The organism is Micromonospora sp. NBC_00898, from assembly GCF_045207895.1.
Lineage (GTDB): Bacteria > Actinomycetota > Actinomycetes > Mycobacteriales > Micromonosporaceae > Micromonospora.
In genome coordinates, this window is sequence record NZ_CP108775.1 from 1,990,874 (window position 1) to 2,007,338 (window position 16,465).

The following is a 16,465-nucleotide window of genomic DNA, read 5'->3' on the forward strand; positions in this document are numbered from 1 at the left end:
GCGCCGGCATCACGCCACGGACGTACACGCTTCTGCCGCGAAGTGCGTGACGCACAGGGACCGAGCGTGTTCTTGGAAGAGATCGGGCACGGCAGTGCCAGGAACGTCAGCGAACAGACCGTCATGCAGGTCGCGGCAGTCTGGAGCCTGGACCCGACCACCCTGCACCTGGTGGAGTCGAGTCCGCGTACGGGAATCTGCGGCACGATGGCTGGAAGGGCGTAGCATCCGGCTCAAGACTTCACGACTATGTCCGGGCCGAAGTTCGCGAGGTCATGCACAGCAGGCCCAAGTGCAGGGGCCAAGCGCTACGCGAACCGACTAGACCCGCTCGGTGGGGCTGCGCTCCACGCGGAACTGGTTGCCTTCCGCATCAGCCAACGTGACCCAGCCAGTGCCGTCCGGCTTACGCTCATCGGAAACCACCGTCGCCCCGAGACCCACCAACCGATCCACCTCTTCGGCCCGAGTCCCCAGAGTCGGCATAAGGTCCAAGTGAAACCGGTTCTTGGTTCGCCAGGTTTCCCCTCGGGCACCTTCAGGAAACCAATGGCGGGCCCCCTGCCATCCGGGTCGACGATGGACGCGTTGTCGGGCTCATCGAAACCGGACTCCTTGACATAGCCCAGGGCAAGCGCCCAGAAGGCGGCGATCCGCTGGGGATCGTCGGCATCGCACCCTAAGGTCCAATGGGTCGCCATGGCGCCAACCTACGCGAGCCAGAATGCGCTGACATCGGCAGAAGCGGATACGCCATACGGTCGGTGCCGGCTCACTGGTAACGGAACGTCACGATGGCCGCCCGCCCGTACCTGTGGCTCTCGCTGAATCCGCTGGCCGGCTCGCGGGCGGTTGAAGGCTTGGACGTGCCTTCGCCATCTGCACGACGCTGTGCACGTTGAGCGGGTCTGTCGCTGATCTTGTGACGGCCTACGGCGGTGGCCAAGATCTGCGCCGTGACTTCGGGATTCCTGACGAGTGTCCTTCCTCATCTGTCCAACGTGGTCGTTGAGTTCGTCGAACGGTCGGCCGGCGCGCTGGTGCTGCGGGCCCGCTCTCGCGCTCGCCGGGGTCGTTGTCCACAGTGCGGCACGCCGTCGGGCCGTGTGCATGGCCGGTACCTGCGTCGGTTGGCGGATGCCGCGCTGGGCGGCTGCGCGGTGGTCATCGAGCTGCTGGTGCGCCGGTTCAAGTGCGTGTCCGAGGCGTGCCCGGCCGTGACCTTCGCCGAGCAGATAGAGGACCTGACCCGACCCCACGCGCGACGCACCCCACTGTTGCAGCAGCTCCTCGCCAAGATCGCGGTGGCGCTCGCCGCCCGCCCGGCGGCCCGGCTCGCCCGCCGGCTCGGTCTGCCGGTAGCCAAGGACACCCTGCTGCGCCTGGTCCGTGCCCTGCCGGAGCCGCCGGTCGGCGAGGTGCGGGTGGTCGGAGTTGACGACTTCGCCCTGCGCAGACGCCACGTGTACGCCACGATCATCGTGGATTTGGAAACGCGGCGGCCGGTTGACGTGCTCGAGGGCCGGGATGCCGGACCGGTAACGGCGTGGCTGGCCGCCCATCCCGAGATCGAGGTGGTGTGCCGGGACCGGGGCCGCGCGTACGCCGAGGCCGCCCGCGTCGGGGCACCCCAAGCCCAGCAAGTCGCGGACCGGTGGCACCTGTGGCACAACCTGTGCGAGGCCGTGGAGAAGACCGTCGCCGCCCACCACGGGTGCATCAAGACCGCGTTCGCCGCCGCTGAACCGGCGGCCACCGACGTGCCGCCGCCACCGCTTCCGGACGAGCGCTGCGACGTGCGTGGCCGTCCCCGCCCGCTCGTGGGGCGCACCACCGAGCGGTACACGGCGGTGCAGGAGCTGGTGGCGGCCGGGCGGTCGCTGCGCGGCATCAGCCGCGACCTGGGCCTGGACTACTACACCGTGCGCCGCTACGCCCGCGCCGACAGCCTTGACGCGCTCATCGCGCCAGCGATCCACCGCCACACACTCCTCGACGCGTTCAAGCCCTACCTGTACGAGCAGTTCACCCAGGGCCAGGGCAACGCCTCGCACCTGTACCGGCGGATCCGCCAGCAGGGATACACCGGCAGCCGCACCACCATCGGCCGCTATCTGCACCTGCTCAAAGGCGGCCTGGTTGCGCCACCAGCGCCTCGGCCGGTCCCGGCGCCCCGGACCGCGGCGAGCTGGCTGCTGACCCACCCCGACCGGCTGCAACCCGACCAGACTTCCACCCTCGGCGACGTTCAGGCGGCCTGCCCGCACCTGAACGCCACCGCCCGGCACGTGCGCGCCTTCGCCGCCATGATGAGCAACCTGACCGGCCAGCAACTACCAGCCTGGATCAACCGCGTCCGCCAGGACGACCTACCCCACCTGCGCCAGTTCGCCGAAGGACTCCTACACGACTACGAAGCCGTCGTCGCCGGACTGACCAGTATGTGGAGTTCCGGACAGGTCGAAGGCCAGAACACCAGAACCAAGCTGATCAAACGCATGGGCTACGGACGCGCAAACTTCGACCTGCTCCGCAAACGCATCCTCCTGCAAAGCTGAGCCGTCACAAGATCAGCGACAGACCCCGTTCGGGCGTACCCGGTTGGGCACGTTGGCCCGTACGCCGGCATTAGCAGGGTCTTCTGGTCTTCTGAAGATCTTGTAGCTGTTCAGGTCAGGACGAGGAGGTCCAGGGCGTCAACCAGGGTCCGGTCTCAAGTTGCGCTGCCTTGCGCAATCGGGCCAGGCCTGCGGCGTACTCGTCGTCGTTGATCAGTTGCAGAGGGGTGTGCGCCTCGCGGCGCAGCGCCGTCGCAGCCTCGCGTAGTGAGGCCGCGCCTACCTGCGGGACCTGTTCGAAGCCGACGGTAACGAACCCGGCGGCAGTGAAGGCTGCTTCGACGTCAGCCACGCTGGGGTAGGTGTCGAGCACGCGGATGGCTTCGGGAAAGTAGCGGAACAGGGTGATCGCCTGGTGTCGACCGGCGAACGCGGAGCGGATCAGCACCCGGCCGCCGGGGCTCAGTACCCGGCGCAGTTCTCGGGCTACGCGGGTCAGGTCCGGCACGTGGTGGATGACCGTGGAGAGCCAGGCAGCGTCGACACTGCCGTCTTCGAGCGGAATGCGCTCGGCGTCGCCAGGCACGACAGGCTGGTACACCGAGCGGGCGCGCATCGCCTCGGAGGGCTCGACCGCGGTGACCTCGATGCGGTCGTACCACGCAGTGAAGGCTTGCGCCCACATGCCGGTACCGGCGCCCAGGTCGAGCACCCGCATGCCCGCACGGGGATCGAGGTGCCGGGTCACCGCCTCCCGCCAGGCCGAGAGCCCGTCGTCGGTGAGGTGACGGGTCGCCTCGAACGCCGCGGCGTCCGCGTTGTCATACGCGATTCGAGCCATGCCGTTGACCCAACCGCCTGTGCGCCCGAGCAAGCAAGAATGCAGCGGTGTGACGAACCGCCCACGCTGAAGAGCTGCCGGTCGGACGCGGCTTACGTAGGGTCGGGCCATGGGCGCGGCCTCCGACGTGCGGCGCTGGCTACGGCAGCGTGGAACCGAGACGATCCAGCACCTCGGCGGCACTCTCTACGCCCACTTGTGCCGGGTGCACGACCGCCTCGCTGAGCTGGAGTGTGGCGTTGACGCGCAACTAGCCGGTCTAGCGCATGCCGTCTACGGCACGGACGGCTTCGATGTGACGCTGCTCGACCGGACCGATCGAGCCACGCTCCGAAACCTCATCGGCGACGACGCTGAGGCCCTGGTCTACCTGTACGGGGCATGCGACCGCAGGCGGACCTGGCGAAAGCTGGCGATGACCGGTGAGGTCGTGGACCGCTTCACTGGCCAGACATGGAACCTAGGCCCTCGCCAGATGCAACCCTTCGTGGATCTCAGCATCGTCAACGAACTGGACGTCATCGAGCAAGATCCTTCTACCGTGGACAAGTACGGCGAGTACTTCCGCTCCCTGTTCGCCGCCTGGGCACCGATCGCTTCCCCGCAGGTCACCAGCGAGGCGCAGCGACTCCTCGGCGAAGGCAACCAAAACACTTCGGCGAGGGCCCAGGATTGACGGTCCGTACCGGCACCACAAACGGGTGGACCAGATCGAGGCGGGCCGAGATCCCGACAACCACAGGCTTTTGCGGAGACAACCACCGCCGGAGCACTTCGAGCCGACCGTTGACGTCCCGAGCCCAAGACGAGAGGCTCGCTTGCCCCGCGGCCTGCAACACGACGACAAGGACCGCACGCTCGACGCATACCGCGACGAGATCATCCCCGCGACGCGGGACCGATAGACGCTGTCGTCCGGGTACGCGCGGCACCGATAGGGTGATCGCGTGGAACAGGACGAACGGCTCCTTCACGCCTCGTCGTTCGGCGCGGCGGCGACCGCATACGCCGAGCACCGCCCGGACTATGCGCAGGCCGCGGTGTGCTGGGCGCTCGAGCCCGCGCCCGGCTTGCGGGTGCTCGACCTCGGCGCCGGAACCGGCAAGCTCACCGCCACGCTGGTTGCGGTGGGCGCCGACGTCACCGCGGTCGAGCCTGACCCGGCGATGCTGGCCGAGCTGCGCCGCGCAGTGCCGGATGTCCGTGCCCTGCCGGGTAGCGCCGAGGCGATACCGCTGCCGGACGCGTCCGTCGATGCCGTGCTGGCCGGCAATGCCATGCACTGGTTCGACATGGCCGTCGCGGGACCCGAGATCGCCAGGGTCCTGGTACCCGGCGGCATCCTGGCCGGCCTGTGGAACGTCATGGACGACCGGATCGGCTGGGTTGCCGGGCTGGCGCGGGTCAGCGGGAGCGCGGCCATTGGCCCGCGTGACACGCCCACCAGCTGGCGCGCCGAGACGGCCGACGCACACCTTCCAAAGACTGGCGTGGCCGCCCGGTTCGGCTCGCCGGAGCAGGCCGAGTTCCCGCACGGGCAGCGCCGCACCGCCGACTCTCTCGTTGCGACACTTGCCACGAGGGCGGGGATGCTGGTCATGCCGGAACAGGAACACGAGGCCACGCTCGGCCGGATCCGTGCTTTCCTGGCGAGCAGACCGGAGACTGCGCACGGCGAGTTCATCCTCCCGATGCTGACCTGCGTGCTACGCGTCCGGCGGCTGTGAAAGGCACCCGCGGCGAACTCCTTGACCGGTTGACCGGTTGACCGAGGCGATCGAGTCCGTCACGACCGCGCATCCGCTGCGAGTCGCCGTCGACGGGCCGCCCGCCGCCGGCAAGACCACGGTGGCCGACGATCTCGCCCTGCTCCTGCGCGCCCGCGGCCGCGAAGTCATCCGCTCCTCGATCGAGAGCTTCCTTTTTCCCCGGGCACTGCGCTATCGGCGCGGCGAGCACTCGCCCGAAGGCTGCTACCACGACTCCTTCGACTACGACGCGCTCCGCCGGGTTCTGCTCGATCCGCTGGGCCCGAACGGCGACCGAAGGTACCAACACGCGATCTACAACTTCCGTACGGACACGGCTCTGTCCCAGCCGGTTAGGACCGCTCCCGTGGACACGGTGCTGCTCTTTGACGGAGTGTTCCTTCTGCGCCCGGAGCTGATTGATCGATGGGACCTGCGCATCTTCGTGTCCGCCACGTTCGAGCGGACGCTGAATCGTGCCCGGATCCGAGACCAGGCGCTGCTCGGATCCACCGCCGAAGTCGATCGGCGCTTCCGCGACCGCTACATCCCCGCCCAAGAGCTCTACTTCGCCACGACCCGCCCGACCGATCAGGCCGACGTCATCGTGCACAACGATGAGCCCCAGCGGCCCGCCTGGGAAGTCCGACCCCACTGATCAGTACACAGGATTTGACAATTGCTCCCAATACGCTGATCGGGAACTGCGGCATGCTGAAAGGACGAGCCAGCTATGCCGAACCCGAGATCGGCTACATGATCCGCAAGACTCACCAGGGCCGCGGTTTCGCCTCGGAAGCCACATACGCCGTCTTGGACGAATGCCGATCGGGGGCATCGAGCGCGTCTGGGCCAGCATCCGCCCCCACAACACACCTTCCCGCCGCATCGCTGAGCGACTCGGCATGCGCATCGATCGAACCGACCACGAGGATCGCGGACGCCTCAACTTCGACGTCATCGACCTCCGCAAGGCCGACGCATGAGCGACGCCGTCAGCCCTGCCAAACACCTCGGTTCGCCTCAACTCCACTGGCAAGAAGTTGCGCCTGTCCTTGCCACTCGATCTGAGGCACCGCAGCTCAGGAGCATGATCATCCCTAAAAATTTTTGGCAGACGACAACGCGGCGCCGAGACGCGCCAGGCGTCGGTCAGCTTCCGAGGCGGCAGTGCGGGACGGCTCCGGACAGCCGTGCGGGGGTGCGGCTGCTGTTGCCGGCCAGCGCCACGTCGACGAACGCTCCGACGCCTGCCTGCGCGGCCTCCGCCAGGTGGGCGATCAGCAGCAGTCGGCACCGGGTGTGCTCCGGTTCGCCGGGCAGGTCGACGGCCGGTGGCCGGTGGGCGCCGGGAAGGAGGGCGGCCAGCAGCGCTCGGTCCACCCCGAGTGACCAGGGCGCGAAGCGTTCCACCTGTGCCGCCAGCAGGTGCCAGGGATACCGTCCGTCGGGGTCGAGTTCCTCGGCCAGCAGCCCGGCCGTGTCCTTGAGGACCTGGTGCGCCCACGGCTGGGGCAGCCGCGACAAGCGGTCGATCGCGGTCTCGAAACCGGCGGGGTCCGCCCGGCCGGCCGCGCGAACCCCGGCTACCACGGCGTTCCACAGCTCCTGCTCCGCCGGTGTTGGCGGGTTCCACATCACCATGTCCTCTCGGTAGGTGGGCTGACAGGGGGACTGGCGGTCGAAAGCCTCGCCCCTGCTGGAGTGGCCGGCACGGGCCCGTAGGAGGGCGAGACCCGTGCCGGCCGCGGTGATCACCCCAATCACCGGCTGTCGCCGGCCGCGACTCAGCCGCATTCGTGTCGGTCTCCGGCCGGCGGCGTGGTATCGCACCGGACGACCCCCGCGTCCGCCAGCGCCTGGCCGGGCCGGCGAATGCGGATGGGCGTGTCCGGATGGGCGCGCTTCAGGATGGTGCTGCCCTGGGGCGACTATCCGCGTCAAGTATACGAGAAAATGAACAAGTTACGGCAGTTCTGGGGGGTTTCACGAATATTTCGCCCTGTTTGATCAATGCACGGCTGTCACCTCCTGCTGCCGGTGCGTCTGAGCGCCGACCGCCGAAAGACCTGCAGGCCGGCCTGCCCGGGTCGTTCGCCCCGGACGGGTCCAGGGCAGGAGACGGGGCCGGCGCCGGGCGCTGAGGTCCTCGATCCAGCCGGGGGCCAGCACCAGGCCGGTGAGGATCACCAGGGCCACCACCAGGTAGCCCAACTCGCCGACCCGCCAGATCCCCATCCGGTTCCCACCGCGAAGCAGACCGCGATCGCGGCGTTGTGCCAGAGGTAGATGGTCAGGGCGGCTGCTCAACGCGGTCACCAGCCGGTCGAGTGGCCGGGTCCGGGCCAGCCAGGTCATCGGCGGGGCGACCCGCATCAGCAGCAGCACGATCCCGAGCGACCAGAACGCCTGCGACAGCGGGATGTCGTTGAGGTCGAGCCCGGCCTCCGGGTGGGTGACCAGCCAGCCGAGGGCGAGCCCCAGGCACAGGGCCGCCAGCGCCAGCAGGGCCGGCACGGACAGCCGCCGCAGCTGACAGTCACGGTGCGCGAACCCCCTTTAGCCAGCAGGCGCCGAACGTGGCCACGTCGGTCAGCTCCGACTCCACCGGCCCGCTCACCGCCTGCGCCGCGGTCTGCAGCAGGACCACGCCGACCAGCGGGGCGAGCACCGGCCAACGCCGGTACAGCGCCAGCATCGCGGGGGAGAGCAGCACGAACCACAGGTACGCCACGAGGTACCACAGCACGCCCGTGACGTCGGCCGCCCACTCGCTGCCCGGTGGCTGCACCACCGGAACCAGCCAGGTCAGCAGGGCCGGCCAGGCGGGCCGAGGGACAGCAGTGCGTTGGGCGGTGAAACAGGACGAAGATGACCGAACGTCACGCGAAGGCTGACGGGTCGCGCCCGTGGGTGGCTCTCGCCGTTGCGGCCTCGGCGGCCCGACGTTCCCGCCAGCGCCGCTGGGCCTCCCGGTTGCACACCCGGCACACCCGCCGGCAACGCCCGGTCAGCTCGTCGAGCTCCCGCTCGTGGCCGGCACGGCACCGCGGTTCCTGCCGCCGGTCCCGGCAGGTCTGCGCCCGGCTGGCCTGACGAAGGTGGGTGGGCTCGATGCAGTCCCGGGCGGCGCAGCGGTGGTCGACGTCCAGCGCCGGGTCGTAGCCGCCGACGAAGACCGCGTACGCGGCGATGTGTGCCCAGGCCCGCCCGGCGACCTTCTGGTGGACGCCGCGCCGGGAGCCGTACCCGCGCACGATCAGGCAGCCGTCGTCCCGGCGCTCCGCCCGGGCGAGCAGGTGGAAACGCAGGCTCTCCTCGGTGAAGTGCCGGGACAGGCCCTTGACCGCGGAGAGCACGCCGGAAACCTGGTCGTCCACGTGGCTGCTCAAGCCGGCGGGCGGTGGGGCCGCCGCGTCACGCCGGCCGGGGTCGAGCGTTGCCCTCATAGCCGCCGAGGTTCACGGAGGACAGCTCGTCGAAGAAGCTGTCCCGGTGCGCCCGCTTCCTGGCGCCCCAGTAGTAGTTGTCGTAGCCCAACAGGTCGTTGGGCACCTCCCGCCGGTTGGCCCGGTCGGGTGTACCGAAGGTGGTGAGGAAGCCCGCGTCGGATGTCAGGAACCCGAAGTGGGCCAGCGGGCCACGGCTCGCCCCGTACAACGCGAACCCGACGCCCCGGCCGCCGGCGACGCGGACGCTGACCTTGCCGGGCAGGTGCCGCGCGCGAGCCGTACGGGATGCCGGCGAGGCTCAACGTCTCCAGTTCGAGGACCGGCTCGGTGAGGACGTCGAGTTGGTCCAAGATCTCGATCACCCGGCGAGCATAGCCGCGGCACGCCCGGGGCGCGGGCGCGCAGCCGGACCGGCTACCCGCGTGCGCCCCCGAGGCCGAGCAGGACGGCGAGGCCGAGGGCGCTGCGCGGGGCGTACGGCACCCGCCACAGTCCGCCGTGCGCCGCGGCGTACGCCTCGTCCTGCCACGGGTGCGGGTGGGTCGGACCACCGCCGGTGCGCAGGTCGTGCACCAGCAGCGCGGCCATCAGGGTGTTGCTGGTGGCGGGGTCGAACACCTCGATGCCGAACCGGTGCGCGCCGGCGTACGCGGCGGCGAGCGCCCGGTTGCGCAGCACCGACCGGGTCCGCGTCGGCGGCGCCACCGTGAACGACACGGTCAACCCGGCGTCCCGCGCCACGGTCGACCGCCACCGCTGCAACCGCTTCGCGAGGGCGTAGTTGGGGCCCTGCTGCGGCACCAGGCTGTCGTTGATGCCGGGGTCGGCGCCCGGCGGGTAGTTGCGGTGCAGCAGCCGTCCGCCGGAGAGCACCCGCAGGGACCGGCGGGCGACGCCGCGGGCGGCGTAGCCCCGTTCGGCGTGGCGGACCGCCTCGGCGGGAACGGCGAACACGTCGGTGGGGGTGGCGAGGAAGGCCAACGCCACGTCGTCGCGGTGCTGCTGGAGGTGCACGGTGAGGGCGTCGACAGCCATGGCGACCCGTACGTTGGTGGCCCCGTCGGCGTAGACGTAGTTGCCGAGCACGAGCCGGCCGTCGAGCCCGCGCAGCCACTCGGCCGCCTGCGGGAGGCGGTGCAGCAGGTCCGCGCCGGCGCCGGCGGCCAGCGCCTGGTCGTCGTCGGCGGCGGTGCCGGGTCGGACCGGCAGGTGCAGGTGACCGGCGTACCGGTGGGTGGTGCGCAGCAGCCGCCGCCAGATCTCCGGACGCGGCAGGTCGACCGCCACCACGTCGCCGCCCCAGCGCAGCACCGACGGCAGCGGGCCCATCTCCGCGCCCGCGCCGAGCACCACGATGCGCTGGTCGCGCAGGTCGAGCCAGTCCGGGTTGGCCAGCACCGCGCGTACCGCCTCGGCGCAGGACGGTTCGACGACGCCGGCGGTGACCCAGGCGTCGAGCCGGCGGCGCAGGTCGTCGCCGCGCAACCGCTGCCCCCGGTACGGCAGGGAGAGTTCCCGCTCGGGCGTGCCGGCCCCGGCGACGGTGGCCGTGCCCAACGACGGCCCGGCGGGGGCGGTGAAGGCCTCGTCCAGTGTGGTCTCCGGGCCGCCGTCCGGGACCACCCGCATCCGGGCGTGCAGGGAGGCGAGCCCGTCGCGGGCGACGGTCAGCGCCGCTTCGCGGGAGAGCAGCCCCGCCTCGACCAGGCGGCGGAAGTGCCCGAGGTAGCCGTGCCGCCAGTTGGTCTCGTGTTCGGCGGAGCGCGCGCCGATCGGGTCGACGGCGCGCAGGGCGTCGGCGACGACCGCGCGGCCGAGCGCGCTCGTGCTGCGCGTGCCGTCGGTGGTCGGGAACACCACCCCGGTCGGACCTTCCACGACCAGTCCTCCTCGTCCGGGCCGTCCGGTCCCGGCCACGCCTGCCACTCTGCCCCATCCGGCGCGGCGCGGCACGATCGGGCACCGGCGTCCATCGTGGGCGGCCGCCGTCGCGGCGCGCCTTGCCGGGCGGCCGGTTCAGGTCACGGCTTGCGCACGAAGCGGTCACGGCGCTCACGCTTGCGTATCGGCTCGGCCACGACGGGATCCGCCGCGCCGGTGGTCTGCGTCAATGGCCATGACAGCGCCGGCAGGCGCCCCGGCCGGTTGCCCACCCCCAGCCCACCCCGGAGGATCCGATGGCCCACCTGCGACGGTCACCGCTGCTGCCGACGCTGCTGGCGATCACGATGACGCTCACCGCATGCACCGCCGGCGGGCAGGGCGCACGGCACGGCGACGCGGCCCCGGGATCCGTCCGCCACCCCGACGGCACGCCCTGGTCCGGTGATGGCGAGACCGTGACGCGGGACGACCCCCGCTCCACCTTCGGCGTCGACGTCGACACCGCGTCGTACGGCTACGCCCGCCGGCTCATCATGGACGGGCGGTTGCCCGAGCGGACCGCGGTGCGGCCCGAGGAGTTCGTCAACTCGTTCCGGCAGGACTACGCCGAGCCGGGCGGCGACGGCTTCGCCGTGCACGCCGACGGTGCCCGCTTCCCCGACACCCACGAGGTGTCCGGCGACGTCCGGTTGATGCGGGTCGGACTGCAGACCCGCTCGGAGGACGAGCAGAGCCGGCCGGACGCGGCCCTCACCTTCGTCGTCGACGTCTCCGGATCGATGGGGGAGCCCGGACGGCTCGACCTCGTCCAGGACGCGCTGCACACCCTCGTCGACCAGTTGCGCCGCACCGACTCCATCGCCATCGTCGAGTTCAGCGGCGAGGCCCGGGTGGTCCGGGAGATGACCCCCGTCTCCGACGCCGACGAGCTGCACGACGCCATCGACTCCCTGCGCACCCGCGACAGCACCAACCTCGAAGCCGGGCTGGTGCTCGGCTACCGGGTGGCCCGCGACGGGTTCCGCGCCGGCCGGACCAACCGGGTGATCGTGCTCTCCGACGGGCTCGCCAACGTCGGCCGGACCGACGCGGAGCCGATCCTGCGCCGGGTACGTGACGAGGCGGAGAAGCAGATCGCGCTGCTCGGGGTGGGCGTCGGCAGCGAGTACGGCGACGAGTTGATGGAGCAGCTGGCCGACCGGGGCGACGGCTTCGCGGTGTACGTCAGCGACCGTGCCCAGGCCCGGAAGGTGTTCGTCCGACAGTTGCCGGCGACCCTGAGCGTCCGGGCGCTCGACGCCAAGGTGCAGGTGAGCTTCGAACCGGCATCCGTGCGCTCCTACCGCCTCATCGGCTACGACAACCGGGCGCTCGACGACGAGGACTTCCGCGACGACAGCGTCGATGGCGGCGAGGTCGGACCGGGGCACAGCGTCACGGCGCTCTACGCCGTCCGGCTCGCCGACGGGGCGCCACCCTCGGCCCGGATCGCCCGCGTGCAGGTGCGCTGGACCGATCCGACCAGACGTGACGCGGCCGAGACGTACGAGTCGGTGACCGTGGCCGACGTGAGCGGGGACTTCCGGGAGGCGTCCCCGCGGTTGCGGACCTGCTACTCGGCCGCCTACTTCGCCGAGGCGCTGCAGGACGGCCCGTACGGCCGGGAGGTGCGCCTGGACGACCTGGCGACCATCGCGCAGCGGGCGGCCGACGCGACCGACGACCCGGAGGTGCGGGACCTCGCGACGGTGATCCACGAGGCCGAGCGACTCCGTTGATCACCGCTCGGTCGGCGCGGTCGCGCCGGTCACCTCGTCGCTGTCGAGACGGGCGTGCAGGTGCATGTCGTGCCAGCCGTCGGCGTGGTGGCCCTCCCCGCGTTTCGTGCCTTCCGCGGCGAAGCCGGCGCGCTGCGCCACCCGGCAGGACGCGACGTTGGCCGTCGAGTGGCACAGCTCAAGGCGATGCAGCCGGAGCGTTCCGAAGCACCAGTCGGCGAGCGCGGCCAGCGCCCGTGGGGCGACGCGGCGGCCGCGCGCGGCGGGCAGCACCCAGTACGACAGCTCCGCCAGCCCCTCGGCGAGGACGACCCGGCGCAGGCTGATCTGCCCGACGACCTGGTCGGCGTCGAGGATGGCCCACCCGGCGCCGGTCTCACCGCGCCACCGGCCGGACCAGGCGGCGATCCAGTCCACGGCCTCGCCGTCGGTCATCGATCGGCAGTGCCAGCGCTGGACGGGGGGATCGGCGTAGGCGGCCACCACCACCGGGCGGTCGGAGGGCTGCCAGGGGCGGAGCAACAGGCCCTCGGCGCGGATCCGGGGTTGCGGCTGCGCCGCCATCGACCCGGGCGGCAACGCGGGCTCGGTGAGCAGGGGCACCCCCCGACTCTAGAGTGACCGCGGCGACCGGCTCGACCTGCCTGGTTGCCGGGTCGGCGGTGCCGGCGGGAGCACCGCGGGAACAGCTGCGGTCCGCCGGTTCGGGCGGTGGGCCCGTCGCGCTCCCGCCGAGGACCGGCGCCGGATCAGCGGCGGCCGGCTCGGGCCGGGGTGGCCGGCCGGGTGCGCTCGGCGTCGACACCGACCAACTCGGCGAAACGCGGGTCGATCGCCAGCAACGGGCGCGGCCCGAACAGCGCCATCCCGGTCAGCAGCTCGTCGGTGCCGCGCTCGCTCCACGCCGGCCGGCGCTCCGGGGCCAGCTCGGCGTGGGCGCGCCGCTGTCGGCGCAGCAGCCGCCGGGCGGCCGCCCCGGTCTCGGGCACCTCGCACAGCCACCAGCCGCCCAGCGCCGTGGCCAGGCAACAGAGCAGGAGACCGACCACGGAGGCGGGGGCGCCGGCGGTGCGTCCCTCGACCGCGCTGTCGACCAGCCGGGTCACCCCCACCGCAGCCACCGCGAACAGCGGCAGGGTGCCCACCGCGACGCGACGGCGCTGCCCCGGGGTCAGCAGCCAGCCGTCGCGGACCAGCCGGCCGACCATCCGCCGCAGGGCCCGGCCCACGGTCGGGTCGGCGAGCACGGCGGCCCAGGTCTGCGGCCGGCGCAACGCGGCGTGCAGCGCCCGCACCAGCGGGGCCGAGCCGGCCGGCGGCGGTCCGCCGACCGACAGCGTCGACAGCTCGCCGCGGCGCACCGCGCCGGCCCGGCGCAGCGCCGCCATGCCGACCTGGCAGGCCAGCCCGGCCCGGTCGGTGAGGTACGCCAGCTCGACGGTGCTGAGCGGCTCCCCCCGGGTACGCCAGCCGGTCAGCAACCTGATCGCCAGGGCGACGGCCAGCGCGCCGGTGACCGCCGCCACGTAGTCGAGGAGGAAGAGTGGACCGCTGACGCCCCAGAGCATGCCGACAAGTATGGGTCGCCGCCGGCCGGTGGCCACGTCGGTGTGATTTGAGCCTGCTCACCCCGCGTGACGCACCTCGGTCTCCCAGAACTGCGACCACGGGCGTCGCAGCCCCCGGCAGACGAAGATCGGCAGGCCGTTCTCGTCGTTGTCCACGTCCACCCGCTGGTCGACCCGGCCCGCCTCGGTGACCTCGGCGAACCAGTCCCGCAGCCGCTCGGGCCGCGCCCAGCCGACGGCGATCACCACGTCGGCGTCCTGCGGTGGGCGACCGAAACCGGCCATGCTGTTGTGCCCCGAGTAGGCCCGCGGCAGCCCACGGGCCGGGCCGTACCGGGCCAACGCGCCCGCCTCGCCGTAGTTGCCGGTCAGGATGACCGCGCGCTGCCGCTGCTCCGGCGGCAGGCCGCGGTGCACGGCGGCGATCGAGTCGGCGAAGGCGGGCCAGCCGATGGTCTCGCCCGAGTCGTAGTTGACGTCGACGACGAAGCCGGGCAGCCGGTCGACCGGCAGGGTGGGCAGCAGCAGCACCCCGCCGGCTGTCACCGCCATCACGCCACCGGCGGCGAGCAGGGCCCGCCGGGCGCGGACCGCGCCCCGGCCGGCCCACTCGACGGTGACGACCGCCCCGGCGGCGGTGAGCACCAGCAGCAGCGGGGCGTCGTAGTAGCCCTTCCCGCCGGCGAGCAGGACGATGCCGAACACCACCAGCCACGCCCAGCCCAGCGCCCGGTACGCGCGCCAGGCCGGCCGCCGCAGCAGCGCGACCAGTCCGGCGATCCAGATCGGCACCGCGACCGGGCTGATGATGAGCAGCTGGAGCACCACGGCGTCGAGCCGGCCGCTGTAGGAGCTGTCCCCCTCGGCGATCGAGGACGCCACCGACAGCTGCGGGAACCCGTGCGTGGCCTGCCAGACCAGGTTGGGCGCGGCGAGCAGCGCCGCCACCGCGGCGGCGGCGAGCACCCACCGGTCGCGCAGCAGGCGGCGTGGCCCGGCGATCGCCACGCCGGCCAGCAGGCCGACGGCCAGCAGGGCGGGCAGCAGCTTGTTGAGCATCCCGATGCCGAGCACCAGCCCGATGCCGAGCGCCCACCGGGTGTCGCCGGTGCGCAGCACCCGCACCGCGCACCACGCGGCCGCCAGCCAGACCAGCAGGTCGACGGTGGTGGTGCTGAGCAGGTGACCGGGGGCGAGCACGATGCCGGCGACGGCGCCGAGGACCGCGGCGAACAGCTGCCCGCCGCGGCCGGCGCCGAACTCCCGGGCGATCGCCGCGACCAGCCCGACCGTCGCGCCGGCGATCAGCGCCGATGGGGTACGCAGCACGACCAGGTTGCCCGGCGCGACGGTGTCCATCAGCCGGGCCAGGGCCGGCACCAGCGGCCCCTGGTCGACGTACCCCCAGTCGAGGTGCCGGCCGCAGAGCAGGAAGTACAGCTCGTCGCGGTGGTAGCCGTACCGGCCGGCGAGCAGCAGCAGCACGGCGGTGACCGCGCCGGCCACCAGCCACGGCCCGGCGGTGCGGGGGCCGGCCGGCGGTGGCCCGCCCGCCGGGGATGGTGCCGAGCCGGCGGGGTGGTCGAGATCGGTGACGGGTTCGGCCACGGGCCCATCATCGTCCCACCGCGCACCTCGCGGTTGCCCGTGCGCCCGGCCGGCGGTCACAGTTCGGGCACACCGGCCGGATTCCGGGTCGCCGGCGGTCGGGCCGTCCAGTTAGCGTCCCTCGGATGCGCATCCGAGAGTTCACCGAGGCCGACTGGGAGCAGGTCTGGCCGATCGTCGAGGACGTCGTCACCGCCCAGGACACCTTCCCGTACGACCCGGGCTGGACCGCCGAGGCCTGCCACGACATCTGGGTGGAAAGGGCACCGGGCCACACGGTGGTGGCGGAGGAGGACGGCAGGATCGTCGGCACCGCGAAGATGGGACCGAACCGGCCAGGCCCCGGATCGCATGTGGCCAGCGCCAGTTTCATGGTGGCGTCCGCCGCCCGCGGCCGGGGCGTCGGCCGGGCCCTGTGCGAGTACGCCCTGGACTGGGCCCGGCGGCAGGGGTACGCGGCGATGCAGTTCAACGCCGTGGTCGAGGTCAACGAGGCGGCGGTGGAGCTGTACCGCCGGCTCGGGTTCACGGTGATCGGCACCGTACCGGAGGCGTTCGCACACCCGACCCTGGGGCGGGTGGGCCTGCACGTCATGCACCGTCCCCTGTGAACCGCGCCGGTAGGCGACCATGACGGCATGAGAGATGAGCCGATCGACCTGGCCGCCGCCCTGGCGGGCTTCGACCAGTTGTGGAGCCCGCGGATCGTCACCCGGGTCAACGACTACGACGTCCGGATCGCGAAGGTGGCCGGTGAGCACGTCTGGCACACCCACGACCACACCGACGAGTTCTTCCTGGTGCTCGACGGGGAGTTGCGCATCGCGCTGCGCGACGGGGCGGACGAGCGGGAGGTGGTGCTGCCGCGCGGCGCCGTGTTCGTGGTGCCGCGCGGGGTCGAGCACCGCCCGTCCAGCGCCCGCGGCGCGTCGATCCTGATGTTCGAACCGACCGGCACGTCCAGTGTCGGGGACCGCCACGAGACGGTCCCCGACCACGTGGACGCCACCCCCGGGCACGCCCTCTGA

At 72.1% G+C, this 16,465-nt stretch carries 19 protein-coding genes and 3 pseudogenes; 10 read left to right on the plus strand and 12 right to left on the minus strand.

Annotated elements, in window-relative coordinates; genetic code table 11:
• The first annotated feature begins 66 nt into the window (after nt 1-66).
• Nucleotides 67-225, plus strand: a complete 159-nt coding sequence (locus OG799_RS09610) for a hypothetical protein (RefSeq protein WP_406044681.1) — start codon at nt 67-69, stop codon at nt 223-225.
• A 96-nt stretch (nt 226-321) separates the two neighbouring features.
• Here the strand turns inward: OG799_RS09610 and OG799_RS09615 are convergent.
• Nucleotides 322-701: pseudogene (locus tag OG799_RS09615) on the minus strand (VOC family protein).
• 339 nt (nt 702-1,040) lie between these two features.
• Here OG799_RS09615 and OG799_RS09620 point away from each other — a divergent pair.
• Nucleotides 1,041-2,558, plus strand: a complete 1,518-nt coding sequence (locus OG799_RS09620) for an ISL3 family transposase (protein ID WP_406046254.1) — start codon at nt 1,041-1,043, stop codon at nt 2,556-2,558.
• A gap of 110 nt (nt 2,559-2,668) precedes the next feature.
• Here OG799_RS09620 and OG799_RS09625 read toward each other — a convergent pair.
• Nucleotides 2,669-3,399 (minus strand): annotated as a pseudogene (locus OG799_RS09625) (class I SAM-dependent methyltransferase).
• Nucleotides 3,400-3,508: 109 nt separating this feature from the next.
• Between OG799_RS09625 and OG799_RS09630 the strand changes: the two are divergent.
• The 5 genes and pseudogenes from OG799_RS09630 (at nt 3,509) to OG799_RS09650 (ending at nt 6,133) form a co-directional block, all read left to right on the plus strand.
• On the plus strand, nt 3,509-4,075 hold the full coding sequence (locus tag OG799_RS09630; protein WP_406044682.1) for a DUF6817 domain-containing protein: 567 nt from the start codon (nt 3,509-3,511) through the stop codon (nt 4,073-4,075).
• Nucleotides 4,076-4,346: 271 nt separating this feature from the next.
• Nucleotides 4,347-5,126 carry a class I SAM-dependent methyltransferase gene (locus OG799_RS09635; RefSeq protein WP_406044683.1) on the plus strand — a complete coding sequence of 260 codons (780 nt, stop codon included), beginning with the start codon at nt 4,347-4,349 and terminating at the stop codon, nt 5,124-5,126.
• Between the two features lie 37 nt (nt 5,127-5,163).
• Entirely contained in the window at nt 5,164-5,805 is a 642-nt protein-coding gene (locus tag OG799_RS09640; RefSeq protein WP_406044684.1) for a uridylate kinase, read from the plus strand.
• Nucleotides 5,806-5,858: 53 nt separating this feature from the next.
• Nucleotides 5,859-5,912: pseudogene (locus OG799_RS09645) on the plus strand (hypothetical protein); the annotation flags it as partial.
• Between the two features lie 56 nt (nt 5,913-5,968).
• Nucleotides 5,969-6,133 (plus strand): GNAT family N-acetyltransferase, encoded by a 165-nt coding sequence (locus tag OG799_RS09650; protein WP_406046531.1) that lies wholly within the window; start codon nt 5,969-5,971, stop codon nt 6,131-6,133.
• Between the two features lie 166 nt (nt 6,134-6,299).
• Here the strand turns inward: OG799_RS09650 and OG799_RS09655 are convergent, their stop codons facing one another.
• The 7 genes from OG799_RS09655 to OG799_RS09685 form a co-directional block, all read right to left on the minus strand.
• On the minus strand, nt 6,300-6,791 hold the full coding sequence (locus OG799_RS09655) for a hypothetical protein (RefSeq protein WP_406044685.1): 492 nt from the start codon (nt 6,789-6,791) through the stop codon (nt 6,300-6,302).
• Nucleotides 6,792-7,157: 366 nt separating this feature from the next.
• Nucleotides 7,158-7,664, minus strand: a complete 507-nt coding sequence (locus tag OG799_RS09660) for a hypothetical protein (protein WP_406044686.1) — start codon at nt 7,662-7,664, stop codon at nt 7,158-7,160.
• Nucleotides 7,665-7,686: 22 nt separating this feature from the next.
• On the minus strand, nt 7,687-7,941 hold the full coding sequence (locus tag OG799_RS09665; RefSeq protein ID WP_406044687.1) for a hypothetical protein: 255 nt from the start codon (nt 7,939-7,941) through the stop codon (nt 7,687-7,689).
• Nucleotides 7,942-8,029: 88 nt separating this feature from the next.
• Nucleotides 8,030-8,539, minus strand: coding sequence for an HNH endonuclease (locus tag OG799_RS09670; RefSeq protein ID WP_406044688.1), 510 nt, complete (start codon nt 8,537-8,539; stop codon nt 8,030-8,032).
• 25 nt (nt 8,540-8,564) lie between these two features.
• On the minus strand, nt 8,565-8,807 hold the full coding sequence (locus OG799_RS09675) for a hypothetical protein (protein ID WP_406044689.1): 243 nt from the start codon (nt 8,805-8,807) through the stop codon (nt 8,565-8,567).
• A gap of 206 nt (nt 8,808-9,013) precedes the next feature.
• Nucleotides 9,014-10,477 (minus strand): hypothetical protein, encoded by a 1,464-nt coding sequence (locus OG799_RS09680; protein ID WP_406044690.1) that lies wholly within the window; start codon nt 10,475-10,477, stop codon nt 9,014-9,016.
• 143 nt (nt 10,478-10,620) lie between these two features.
• A complete protein-coding gene (locus tag OG799_RS09685) occupies nt 10,621-10,752 on the minus strand; it encodes a hypothetical protein (RefSeq protein WP_406044691.1) in 132 nt (43 codons plus the stop codon).
• 24 nt (nt 10,753-10,776) lie between these two features.
• Between OG799_RS09685 and OG799_RS09690 the strand changes: the two genes are divergently transcribed.
• Nucleotides 10,777-12,261: a von Willebrand factor type A domain-containing protein gene (locus OG799_RS09690; RefSeq protein ID WP_406044692.1), complete on the plus strand. Its 1,485-nt coding sequence runs from the start codon at nt 10,777-10,779 to the stop codon at nt 12,259-12,261.
• Here OG799_RS09690 and OG799_RS09695 read toward each other — a convergent pair whose 3' ends face one another.
• The 3 genes from OG799_RS09695 to OG799_RS09705 form a co-directional block, all read right to left on the minus strand.
• Nucleotides 12,262-12,864, minus strand: coding sequence for a GNAT family N-acetyltransferase (locus OG799_RS09695; RefSeq protein ID WP_406044693.1), 603 nt, complete (start codon nt 12,862-12,864; stop codon nt 12,262-12,264).
• Nucleotides 12,865-13,010: 146 nt separating this feature from the next.
• Entirely contained in the window at nt 13,011-13,829 is an 819-nt protein-coding gene (locus tag OG799_RS09700) for a TIGR04222 domain-containing membrane protein (RefSeq protein WP_406044694.1), read from the minus strand.
• A gap of 57 nt (nt 13,830-13,886) precedes the next feature.
• Nucleotides 13,887-15,437, minus strand: coding sequence for a glycosyltransferase family 39 protein (locus OG799_RS09705; RefSeq protein ID WP_406044695.1), 1,551 nt, complete (start codon nt 15,435-15,437; stop codon nt 13,887-13,889).
• Nucleotides 15,438-15,562: 125 nt separating this feature from the next.
• Between OG799_RS09705 and OG799_RS09710 the strand changes: the two genes are divergently transcribed.
• Together OG799_RS09710 and OG799_RS09715 are read left to right on the plus strand one after the other, a co-directional pair.
• The gene (locus tag OG799_RS09710; protein WP_406044696.1) at nt 15,563-16,048 is read left to right on the plus strand and encodes a GNAT family N-acetyltransferase; all 486 of its coding nucleotides are present in this window, start codon (nt 15,563-15,565) and stop codon (nt 16,046-16,048) included.
• A 27-nt stretch (nt 16,049-16,075) separates the two neighbouring features.
• Nucleotides 16,076-16,465 carry a cupin domain-containing protein gene (locus OG799_RS09715; RefSeq protein WP_406044697.1) on the plus strand — a complete coding sequence of 130 codons (390 nt, stop codon included), beginning with the start codon at nt 16,076-16,078 and terminating at the stop codon, nt 16,463-16,465.